This window comes from Candidatus Erwinia dacicola (assembly GCF_001756855.1).
Taxonomy (GTDB): Bacteria; Pseudomonadota; Gammaproteobacteria; order Enterobacterales; family Enterobacteriaceae; genus Erwinia; species Erwinia dacicola.
Genome location: NZ_MAYS01000024.1, coordinates 1 through 10,985 on the forward strand (window position 1 = coordinate 1; position 10,985 = coordinate 10,985).

9 protein-coding genes and 3 pseudogenes are annotated in these 10,985 nt (G+C 53.8%); 1 reads left to right on the forward strand and 11 read right to left on the reverse strand.

The window, feature by feature from the left end:
* Positions 1-36 precede the first annotated feature (36 nt).
* From BBW68_RS00510 to ndk, 11 genes and pseudogenes are all read right to left on the reverse strand, one after another.
* Positions 37-243: pseudogene (locus BBW68_RS00510) on the reverse strand (hypothetical protein); the annotation flags it as partial.
* Positions 244-495: 252 nt separating this feature from the next.
* Positions 496-699 (reverse strand): annotated as a pseudogene (locus tag BBW68_RS00515) (zinc ribbon domain-containing protein); the annotation flags it as partial.
* Between the two features lie 126 nt (positions 700-825).
* Entirely contained in the window at positions 826-2,325 is a 1,500-nt protein-coding gene (gene der, locus BBW68_RS00520; RefSeq protein ID WP_070133559.1) for a ribosome biogenesis GTPase Der, read from the reverse strand.
* 165 nt (positions 2,326-2,490) lie between these two features.
* Complete coding sequence (bamB, locus tag BBW68_RS00525; protein WP_070133560.1) at positions 2,491-3,672, reverse strand: outer membrane protein assembly factor BamB; 1,182 nt, start codon at positions 3,670-3,672, stop codon at positions 2,491-2,493.
* A gap of 41 nt (positions 3,673-3,713) precedes the next feature.
* Positions 3,714-4,334, reverse strand: coding sequence for a YfgM family protein (locus BBW68_RS00530; RefSeq protein WP_070133561.1), 621 nt, complete (start codon positions 4,332-4,334; stop codon positions 3,714-3,716).
* Between the two features lie 34 nt (positions 4,335-4,368).
* Complete coding sequence (gene hisS / locus BBW68_RS00535) at positions 4,369-5,646, reverse strand: histidine--tRNA ligase (protein ID WP_070133562.1); 1,278 nt, start codon at positions 5,644-5,646, stop codon at positions 4,369-4,371.
* 64 nt (positions 5,647-5,710) lie between these two features.
* The gene (gene ispG, locus BBW68_RS00540; protein WP_070133563.1) at positions 5,711-6,832 is read right to left on the reverse strand and encodes a flavodoxin-dependent (E)-4-hydroxy-3-methylbut-2-enyl-diphosphate synthase; all 1,122 of its coding nucleotides are present in this window, start codon (positions 6,830-6,832) and stop codon (positions 5,711-5,713) included.
* 40 nt (positions 6,833-6,872) lie between these two features.
* Complete coding sequence (gene rodZ, locus BBW68_RS00545) at positions 6,873-7,865, reverse strand: cytoskeleton protein RodZ (RefSeq protein ID WP_070133564.1); 993 nt, start codon at positions 7,863-7,865, stop codon at positions 6,873-6,875.
* Positions 7,855-8,576: pseudogene (gene pilW, locus BBW68_RS00550) on the reverse strand (type IV pilus biogenesis/stability protein PilW). The gene rodZ and the pseudogene pilW overlap by 11 nt, the downstream one beginning before the upstream one ends.
* Before the next feature lie 87 nt (positions 8,577-8,663).
* Complete coding sequence (gene rlmN, locus BBW68_RS00555; RefSeq protein WP_070133565.1) at positions 8,664-9,833, reverse strand: dual-specificity RNA methyltransferase RlmN; 1,170 nt, start codon at positions 9,831-9,833, stop codon at positions 8,664-8,666.
* Positions 9,834-10,005: 172 nt separating this feature from the next.
* Entirely contained in the window at positions 10,006-10,437 is a 432-nt protein-coding gene (ndk, locus tag BBW68_RS00560) for a nucleoside-diphosphate kinase (RefSeq protein WP_070133566.1), read from the reverse strand.
* Positions 10,438-10,688: 251 nt separating this feature from the next.
* Here ndk and BBW68_RS20405 point away from each other — a divergent pair.
* Positions 10,689-10,985: helix-turn-helix domain-containing protein (locus tag BBW68_RS20405; RefSeq protein ID WP_420835320.1), on the forward strand; the 297-nt coding region annotated here is incomplete at its 3' end.

The window sequence follows — 10,985 nt, forward strand, 5'->3', positions numbered from 1 at the left end:
CAGTCTAATGCTGTGGCCAGCATTAGTTGACCACTACATAAATACCAGAGCAAATATCAGTACTGCAGAAGATTTGCGGCGAAAGAACTGAACGGCGGAAATCACGATGAGGATGCCAGCAATAACAAAATACCAGTCACCCCCGAGTGATGCTAATTTCCCACCACCAATGACAAAGTAGAGGCCCGTTGCCAGCAAAATTAAGCCCAGCCATTTAGATGGCCCGGCAGTTGATTGAGGCATAGCAGAAATACTCCTAGATAATAAGGCGTAGCAATGTTCAACTTTTTATTAATATGTTTCACGGGATGGATCGTCCTACGTTTGTTGCTGACGCTCGTAACTCACGGCAGGCTTGGCTGAGCACCCGTAACAAACGGCAGGATTGTACCACTAGGTTCATAATGTAATAAACAGAAAATTAACAAGCCGTCTATGTTTGATAACTATAGACCGAAATTCGCACAAAATGATAAACGTGATAGTTACCGGGATTTATGGATTCTCAGCGGGCAGTAGCAGCAGCCGTTTCTTCGAGATCAGGCTGTGACCGTGCCGACAAAAATAGTCGACCACGCCGCAGGTTTTCAGTACCTGTAACGGTTTCTGGCAGTCGGGGCAGCAGGCAATAGCGGGGATGGCGCGCTGGCAGCGATCGCAGTGAAACTGCTCAGCCATCGCGGTGAGTGAGTACTGGCAAACCTAGCATGGAAGTGACATCGGACTCTCCTTTACTTCAGCGTGGCACAAAAAACAAAGGATTGACCCCAAAAGCGGTCAACCCCTACATTACACGCCGTAAGGACCCTCATACCTCCTTGCGGATCAACGTTTGTTCTTTTTGAGATGGCTCATTAAGCGTTGACGTTTACGCTGTTGGTTTGTCGTCAGCAGGTTGGGCTTACCTTCGTACGGGTTATAACCCTCTTTAAACTGGATACGGATTGGCGTTCCCATAATTTCCAGCGAGCGGCGGAAATAGTTCATCAGATAGCGCTTGTAGGAATCCGGCAGATCTTTTACCTGGTTACCATGGATCACCACAATTGGCGGATTATAACCCCCGGCGTGGGCATACTTCAGCTTAACGCGGCGGCTGCGCACCATGGGTGGCTGATGGTCGTCGGCCGCCATGTTCATGATGCGCGTCAGCATTGAGGTGTTCACTCGACGGGTGGAACAGTCGTAGGCTTCGGTCACGGATTCAAACAAGTTACCGACGCCGCTGCCGTGCAGGGCTGAGATAAAGTGAATGCGCGCGAAGTCGATAAAGCCCAGACGGTAGTCCAGCTGCTCTTTCACTTCGTCGCGGATCTCCGGTGACAGACCATCCCACTTATTAACCACTATAACCAGTGAGCGCCCACTATTAAGGATGAAGCCGAGCAGCGAGAGAACCTGATCGGAAACCCCCTCGTGAGCATCAATCACCAGTAGCACGACGTTGGCATCTTCAATCGCTTTCAGGGTTTTGATTACCGAGAACTTTTCTACGGTTTCGATAATTTTACCGCGCTTACGCACCCCGGCGGTGTCAATCAGGACATATTCACGTCCGTCACGCTCCATCGGAATATAGATGCTGTCGCGCGTGGTGCCCGGCATGTCGTAAACCACCACGCGTTCTTCACCGAGAATACGGTTAGTGAGCGTTGACTTACCGACGTTCGGACGCCCAACGATAGCCAGCTTGATCGGCAGATCTAGCGGGTTAAAGTCATCTTTTTCATCTTCCGGCATTTCGCCGTTAGCTTTGGCTTCTTTCGCCGCGAACTCTGCCCAGTAGGCTTCGTTCTCCTCTTCTTCGGTCAGTTCTGCCTCGGGCGCAACTTCGTCCATCCACGGCAGCAGTACCAGCTCCAGCAGGCTGGTGACACCGCGCCCGTGAGAAGCAGCAATCGCGTGGATTTCACCCAGACCGAGCGACCAGAAGTCGGTGACGACGGAATCCGCGTCCAGACCATCGGTTTTATTCGCCACGATAAAGGTTGGCTTGTCGCGCGAGCGCAGGTGCTTGGCGATGGCGGTGTCAGCAGGCATCAGCCCGGCACGCGCATCGACCATAAACAGAACGACGTCGGCTTCTTCAATGGCAAGCAGCGACTGTTCCGCCATGCGCGTTTCCACGCCCTCTTCGATACCGTCAATACCGCCGGTATCAATACAAATAAACTCACGCCCTTCAATTTCAGCGCGACCATATTTGCGGTCTCGAGTAAGCCCAGGGAAATCCGCCACCAGCGCATCTCGCGTGTGCGTTAAGCGGTTAAACAGGGTTGATTTTCCCACATTAGGACGCCCGACCAGCGCGACCACAGGTACCATAGTGAAACCTCATAACTAAAAAACAGGCGCCTAGCTGCGATTTTATTCGCGCTGCAGGCAGATAAACTGCTGCTCTACTCAGGCCGATGGTACCTAGAATAACACCCCTTGGATAAAATCAAGGAGTCGTATTTACCCTAACTACGGGTAGCAGATCGCAGCAGATTAACGCGTAATCGCGTAAACCTCACCGTCTTTGGACTGGATCAGCAGCTTGTCGCTGGCAACCACTGGCTCAGTTTGGAAGCCGGTGCTGTCCAGTTTCTGCTGCGCCACGAAGCGGCCATCGTCGGTGTTAAGCCAGTGCAGGTAACCTTCCACATCACCCACCACCAAGTAGCCATTGTACAGCACAGGAGAGGTCAGGTTACGGTGCAGCAGATCGCTCTGGCACCAGAGAGTTACGCCACCGTCGGTGTTCAGGGCAATCACGCGGTCATCCTGATCCACCAGATAGATGCGGCCACCGTCAACGATTATATCGTGTACCGAGCCGATTTCACGCTTCCACATGATCTGGCCGGAGCGCAGGTCCAGCGCCGTCAGGTTACCATTGTAGGCCAGCGCATACACCACGCCATTGACGATAACCGGGGTCGTATCGACATCGGCCAAGCGGTCGATTTCGGTCGCGCCGCTTGGCTGGGAAATACGCTGCTGCCAGATAATCTGGCCCGGGTTGAGGATCACGGCGCTCACGCGGCCGTTATCACCACCGACAATGGCGGCGCCAAATGCGGTCGATGGCGCAGACTCACCGCGCAGGCTCAGGGCCGACACATCGAGGTTAACGGTCCATTTTACGCTGCCGCTGGTTTGATCAAGACCCTGCAACATGCCGTTGCTGGTGTGAACCAGCACCAAGTCATCGCTGATCACCGGGCGGGATAACACTTCACCAGCCGCTTTGGTCTGCCACGCAACGGAGCCATCGCTGGCGTTCAGGTCATAAACCTGGCCGCGCTCGCTGCCAACATAGACGTGGCCTGCATCAACGGTCAGGCCGCCAGAGAGCAGCGCCGGGATATTGCTGGAGAAGAAACCGGTTTTTTCTGCCAGGTCCACTTTCCACTGTTCTTTGCCGTCGCCGGAGTTCAACGCCTTGACGATGCCATGACGGTCAGCCGCATACACGGTATTTTCCGCCCAAGCTGGGTGCAGGTTAGAGTAAAAATCTCCCACTCCGTTGCCCACCGAGGTGCTCCAGACTTTTTCCGGCTCGAACTGATTCTGTACGGTCGGCAACGGCGACATTTTTACCACGTCTTCTTCACCGCTGAACCATGAACATCCGCTAAGTAAGGTGACTGACATCAGTCCCGGCAGAAGTAACTTACGCAATTCCATGAAATTCCTCTTGTGCCTTGAAGGCCAAATATCAGAGCTTTTTAGCCTAGCAGATTATTCACTTTCATTTGCAGCATCTCTTTCAGCGTCGAAAAGGCGTCAGAATCAATGCCTTTAGTCCACGCATCGCGTGCACCCTTCACGTCGCCTTTACTGAGCAGCGCTTCACCGCGCACGTCAGCCACGATCGCTGTCCAGCCGTCGCCTTTCACGTTTTTCAGCGTTTTCAGCACTTCATCCGGCTGATTCTGCTGTAGCTGAATGCGCGCCAAGCGCAGATTCAGTACGGCCTGCAGGTTCGCATCTTTGGTATCTTTCAAACCGCTCTGCAGCTGGGCTGCGGCTTTATCGAGCTGGTTAGCATCAATATAGCGTTTCGCCAAGTTGAGAGAAGCCAGCGTGCCGTAAGTATTACTGTTATCGCTGGCGAATTTCGCTGCGGCATCCAACGTGGCGGGTTTGCTGGCATCCAGTGCCGAGGTCACCTGCTGATAGGCCGCAGAGGTTTCACGTGAACCGCTGTCCTGATTGCTGTTCCAGTAACGCCAGCCAACCAACGCGCCCACGCCCAGCCCCACGCCAACTACCAGCGCTTTGCCGTTCTGTGCAAAAAAGTTCTTCAGCGCATCTACCTGCTCGTTTTCGTTGCTATATACTTTCACGCAATTCTACTCCTTTAAATCGTGCCGTCAGGGCTTAGCGCTGTAACATCGAGGCCAGCGTGGATGCAGCATCACACTGCGCCAGCGTTTGCTGCTCGCCGTTACGTAAATCTTTAATGACCAGCTGGCCGTTGGCCACTTCGTCTTCGCCGAGTACCAATGCAATGCAGGCTCCCCACTTATCTGCACGAGCAAACTGCTTCTTGAAGTTACCGCCGCCAAAGTTTGTCATTAGCTTCAGCTCTGGCAGCGCGTCACGCAGCTGTTCAGCCAGCAGCATCGCCGCACTGTGTACGCCCTGACCTGAAGCGATGACATAGACATCAACAATACGCGTCGGTTCAAATTCCGGGTTAACAGCCTGCACCAGCAGAACCAGACGCTCTAGGCCCATGGCAAAACCCACTGCTGGGGTGGCACGACCACCCAGCTGTTCTACCAGATCATCGTAGCGGCCACCGGCACACACCGTGCCCTGCGCGCCGAGGCTGCTGGTTACCCACTCAAACACAGTGCAGTTATAGTAATCGAGGCCGCGCACTAGGTTCTGGTTCACGCTGTAGGCAATGCCCGCCGCATCCAGCAGGCTGCACAGCCCGGTGAAATGCGCGCGCGACTCGCAATCTAGGTAATCACCCAGCGTTGGTGCATCGTTCAGCAGCGCCTGTACGTCCGGGTTTTTACTGTCCAGCACGCGCAGCGGATTGCTGCACATGCGGCGCTTGCAGTCTTCGTCCAGCACGTCCACGTGCTGCTCAAGGAAGGCTACCAGCACATCACGATAGTTGGCGCGGGCTTCCAGCGAACCGATAGAGTTCAGCTCTAGGCGCACATGCTCAGAGATGCCTAGCGCTTTCCACCAGCGGGCGGTCATCATGATCAGCTCAGCGTCAATGTCCGGGCCTTGCAGGCCAAACACTTCGGTACCAATCTGGTGGAACTGGCGGTAGCGGCCTTTCTGCGGGCGCTCGTAGCGGAACATCGGGCCGATGTACCACAGACGCTGTTCCTGATTGTACAGCAGACCGTGTTCAATGCCGGCGCGCACGCAGCCTGCGGTCCCTTCCGGGCGCAGCGTCAGGCTTTCGCCGTTGTGGTCGTCAAAGGTATACATCTCTTTTTCAACCACGTCGGTCACTTCACCGATAGCGCGCTTGAATAACGGGGTCTGCTCTACAATCGGCAAGCGAATTTCGCTGAAACCGTAGCTGCCCAGAACCTGCTTAAGGATCTGTTCAATACGCTGCCACACCACGGTGTCAGCCGGTAAATAGTCGTTCATGCCACGAATGGCCTGGATATTCTTCGCCACTGCTTTCTCTCATCAATTTCATTCAGCAAGGGACGACTGTAACAAAAGGCCATCCCCTACTATATTATTTTTCGACCTGCTGGATGGTGATCCGGCGCGATTCGTCCAGCATGGTGGCTTTAGCACGAATGTGCGCTTCCAGCTGGTCAATCATATTGTCGTTATCGAGACGCTCGCGGAGACGCACGCCATCTTCGTAGAAACCGCTTTTCTTGTTGCCGCCGGTAACGCCCATAGTCGATACCGTGGCTTCACCCGGGCCGTTAACCACGCAGCCGATAATCGAAATATCCATCGGAGTAAGGATATCTTCCAGCCGCTCTTCCAGCGCATTCACCGTGCCGATCACGTCAAACTCCTGACGAGAACAGGTCGGGCAGGCAATAAAGTTGATGCCGCGGGAGCGGATGCGCAGTGATTTCAGGATATCGAAACCGACTTTCACTTCTTCTACCGGGTCCGCCGCCAGCGAAATACGCAGCGTGTCGCCGATCCCCTCAGACAGCAGCAGACCAAGGCCAATGGCGGATTTTACCGCACCGGCGCGGGCGCCACCGGCTTCGGTGATCCCAAGGTGCAGCGGCTGATCGATCTGCTTAGCCAGCAGGTGATACGACTCAACGGCAAGAAACACATCAGAAGCTTTCACGCTGACTTTGAACATGTCAAAGTTCAGACGATCGAGGATATCCACATGACGCATCGCCGATTCCAGCAGCGCTTGCGGATTCGGCTCACCGTATTTTTCCTGCAAATCCTTTTCCAGCGATCCGCCATTCACACCAATACGGATCGGAATGTTGTAGTGGCGTGCGCAGTCGACTACCGAACGAATGCGCTCTTCATTGCCGATATTGCCCGGGTTAATACGCAGGCAGTCGACGCCATATTCGGCGACTTTCAGGGCAATGCGGTAGTCAAAGTGGATATCAGCAACCAGCGGGACGTTAACCTGCTGTTTGATCAGGCAGAAGGCTTCGGCAGCATCCATGGTTGGCACGGAAACGCGCACGATATCAACGCCAACACGCCCAAGTGCTTTAATCTGGGCGACCGTAGCAGCGACGTCAGTCGTTCGGGTATTGGTCATGGACTGAACGGCGATTGGGGCACCGTCGCCTACAGGCACCTTGCCGACGTAAATACGTTTAGATCTGCGACGGGTAATAGGTGCTTCGTTATGCATATTCTTTCTCCACAATTACTCGCGACCAGAAAAAGATGCGTTATTGCGCACCTAAAGTCAGGCGAGCAACCTGGTTAGTACGGATAAAACGACTCAGATCAACAGGCTTACCCTGATACTCGATCTGTACTGCGGCCGGAGCACCAATCTTCAAGCTATAAGGAGCCGTACCAGCGAGGCTCAGTTTACCACCGCTACGCTGGATGCCGCTGAACAGTTTTTTACCGGCAGCATCGGCCACTTCCAGCCAGCAATCGCTGGAGAAGTTCATGATAACCGCATTCGGATCAGCAGCAGGCTGGCTGACGCCGGCGCTGCTGGTAGGTGGCTGACCGTTGACAGCGCTGTCAACCGGCGCCTGCGTTGGAGATACCACCGCATGCTGCGAGTTCGCCGCTTGGGTATCTGCTGCCAGTGCCTGAGCACTGGCAGCCGGAGCGTTAGCTGCTAGCATGCTAACGCTATCAGCAGGAGCTTGGCCAAGTGCCATCTCCATCGGCACCGACTGGCCGCTGGTATCAGCACTGCTGCTGGCATTGCCGTCAGTCAACGGAATAGATTGGCCGTTGCCGCTATCCCCTTCCGCTGGCGCATTCTGATCGGCCATCGAGACCACATCGTCCTGAGCGGCTTTATGATTCTGCCACCACCAAGCACCCGTCAGGCCCACCACCACAAACAGCACCAGCCAAGTGAAGATCATCAACCAGCCATCACGCTTTTTGCGGCGTTTGCCGAGAGAGAAACTTTGCATCGGTTCAACTTTTGCGGCTCTGACCGGAGCTTGTTTAGCCATCATCGGCAGCAGTTCTTCTTCCGGCACGCGAACCAGACGTGCGTAAGAACGAATATAACCCCGCAGGAAGGTCGATGCCAGATCGGCAGGCGACTTGTCCTCTTCAATATCGCGGACGGTGGAAAGTTTCAGGCAGAGGCGCTCAGCAACATTCTGCTGAGTGAGGCCCATCTGTTCACGGGCGCTGCGCAGGCGCTCGCCTGTTGAATGTACGTTGGATTTGTCTTCAGTATTCATTAGCTAAAAAATGCTGGTGCTGTATTGATTGTGGAAAAATTCGCGCAAGTTGCGCCCCATAACGCTGTACATCATCGTCGGGCTGCTTGGCCTGCGCGACGAAGCGAATCTCTAACCACAGACTTTCCGCAGAAACAGGAAAGTTGCGTTGATAAACATCTAACAGGAGCCGCGAGTCCGTGAATTTCCCCTTTCCAAATCGCCTTTCGGCTTCTGCCAGCATAGGGGCATTCCCTTAGCAGGATCGGTCTGCAGCGCATGACGCGCTTTCTCTTGCTGCCCGGCATTTAAAAAACAGTAACCTGAGTTTTTCAACGTATCGGCACGAAGTCCGTCTGCTGAATCTTCAATGGCCCTGCTGAACTGCCATTGTGCCGCATCATACTGCCCTAAACTGCAGGGAAACGCACCGTAATTATTAAGCACATAGCCGTTTTGCGGTGCAAGTTTCAGCGCGTGGCGATAATGTTACTGCGCCCTGCTCTGCTCGCCCATCTGCTGCTAACGCGTCATTGCCAGCTGGGTTCGGTAATCTTTTTGTGCCAATGCCAGCGCCCGCTGCAAATTGCGGCGAGCGGCTTCATTATCACCCCGCACCAGATAAGCTAGGCCTAGCTGTATGCGCGTCTCAACCAGTGCTTTACGCTGCGGTGAAGTTTGGCACCCCACCGGCAGCCACAGCGCTAAACCAACGATTAAACCTGCCCGAATCCCTGTTTCTCCCCGTATCCATTCGCGGATTATGCTACGCCAATGTTTACAGATTCAACACGTTGAAGGGCAGGAAAATGCCGGGTTTCAGATCGCCTTCACAGAGATAGCCTCACCAGCCATTTTCTTTTTCAGCGTGCGCTTGGTGCGGTCGATCACTTCCCCGGCCAGCTGGCCGCAGGCAGCATCGATATCATCGCCACGGGTCTTACGCACAATAGTAGTAAAACCGTAATTCATCAACACTTTAGAGAAACGATCGATGCGATTGTTAGAACTACGACCATAGGGTGCGTTTGGGAAGGGGTTCCATGGGATCAGGTTGATCTTACACGGTGTATCTTTCAGCAATGCGGCCAGTTCATGAGCGTTATCCGTGCTGTCATTGATGTGGTCGAGCATCACGTACTCAATGGTCACACGCCCTTGGTTGGCATTTGACTTGCCGACGTAGCGGCTCACCGCGGCCAAGAAGGTCTCAATATTGTACTTTTTATTGATTGGCACAATTTCGTCACGAATTGTGTCATTTGGCGCGTGCAGTGAAATCGCCAACGCCACGTCAATCATATCGCTGAGTTTATCCAGCGCCGGAACCACTCCGGAGGTGGACAGGGTTACGCGGCGCTTCGACAGGCCAAAACCGAAGTCGTCCAGCATAATTTCCATCGCCGGAACCACGTTGTTCAGGTTCAGCAGCGGTTCGCCCATTCCCATCATCACCACGTTGGTGATCGGGCGCTTGCCGGTGACTTTGGCCGCGCCAATAATCTTCGCCACGCGCCAGATCTGACCGATAATTTCCGACACGCGCAGGTTGCGGTTAAAGCCCTGCTGCGCGGTCGAACAGAATTTGCACTCCAGCGCACAGCCTACCTGGGAAGAGACACACAGGGTGGCGCGATCTTTTTCTGGAATGTAGACAGTTTCTACCTGCTGGCTGCCGATTTGGATAGCCCACCTGATGGTGCCATCGGAGGAACGCTGCTCTTCAGTCACTTCCGGCGCGCGGATTTCCGCGACTTCCCTCAGCAAGTTACGGAAGACCTTGTTGATATCAGTCATCTCGTCGAAGTCATCACAGCAGTAGTGGTAGATCCACTTCATCACCTGATCGGCACGAAACGGCTTTTCACCCATGCTGACAAAAAAATCACGCATCTGCTGACGATTAAGATCGAGCAGGTTAATTTTCTCTTCTTTTGGCGCTACGACGGCAGGTGAGGTGGACGACGGAGTTACAATAAGTTCGGGCATAATATTCTCTGGCCTCGTTGTTACACGTTATGGCGCTGGATTTGAAGTGAATAGAATAGAAGTGCCCCGGAGAGCGAACCCCCAAGGCGCATCACTGTACTCATGATCGTCACAGGGTTAAAGCACTATAGCCAAATAATTTGTAAACCCTGCTGCAGGCCAAGCAGCCGAATTAACGGGTGCGCGGGCACACTTCGTTTTCGCCGAAAAAGTAAGCTATTTCACGGGCAGCAGATTCAACAGAATCTGAACCGTGGGTCGCGTTCTCGGTGAAGCTGTCCGCGTAGTCTGCACGCAGGGTGCCAGCCAGTGCGTTAGCTGGGTTAGTTGCGCCCATCAGGTCACGGTGACGCTGTACGGCATTTTCGCCTTCCAGTACAGAAACCACTACCGGACCAGAGGTCATGGATTCAACAAGACCATCGAAGAATAGCTTACCTTGGTGCTCAGCGTAGAAACCTTCAGCCTGCTCTTTGTTCAGGTGCAGCATTTTGCTGCCAACGATTTCGAAGCCAGCGCTTTCAAAACGGTTGAAGATTGCGCCGATCACGTTTTTTGCCACAGCATTAGGTTTTACGATGGAAAATGTGCGCTCAACAGTCATGTTGCCCCCTGTTTTATCTTTCGAGTGTAGTCGCGAAAACGGTGTTCCCGGCCAAGAAAATGACCGCAGATTATAGAGGGCATCGCGATGGATGCCTATCAGAGATTCAATAATTTATTCAAAGACTCGACCACCATCGCGGGAATTTTGCCCCACCTGGTGCTATTTTATGCAGTGCGGCGAATGATTACCATCACTGCGGCTAGGGTTCTGTCTGAAATTAACGAATTAATTCAACATTTATCAAGTGGCTGCGGCGGGGTGAAGGCCTCAACCAAGCTACCATCGCCAGAGAGCTTAATCTGTCCTGCTCCACTATTAGCAGGGAACTCAGACGCAATACCGACCCCGCTTTTAACGGCGTTTACTCCTGCAGGAGAGCGGATTCGCTGGCACGGGAACGGCGTCATAAACCCTTGCCAAAAAATGCTTTTCACCGGCTGGAGCCACACGTTCAGGACTTCATCCGGCAGGAGCTTTCCACCCATACCTCTCCTGAAGACATCAGTGGCCGCCTGCAGCTGGAATTCGATGTCTTTGTCAGCAAG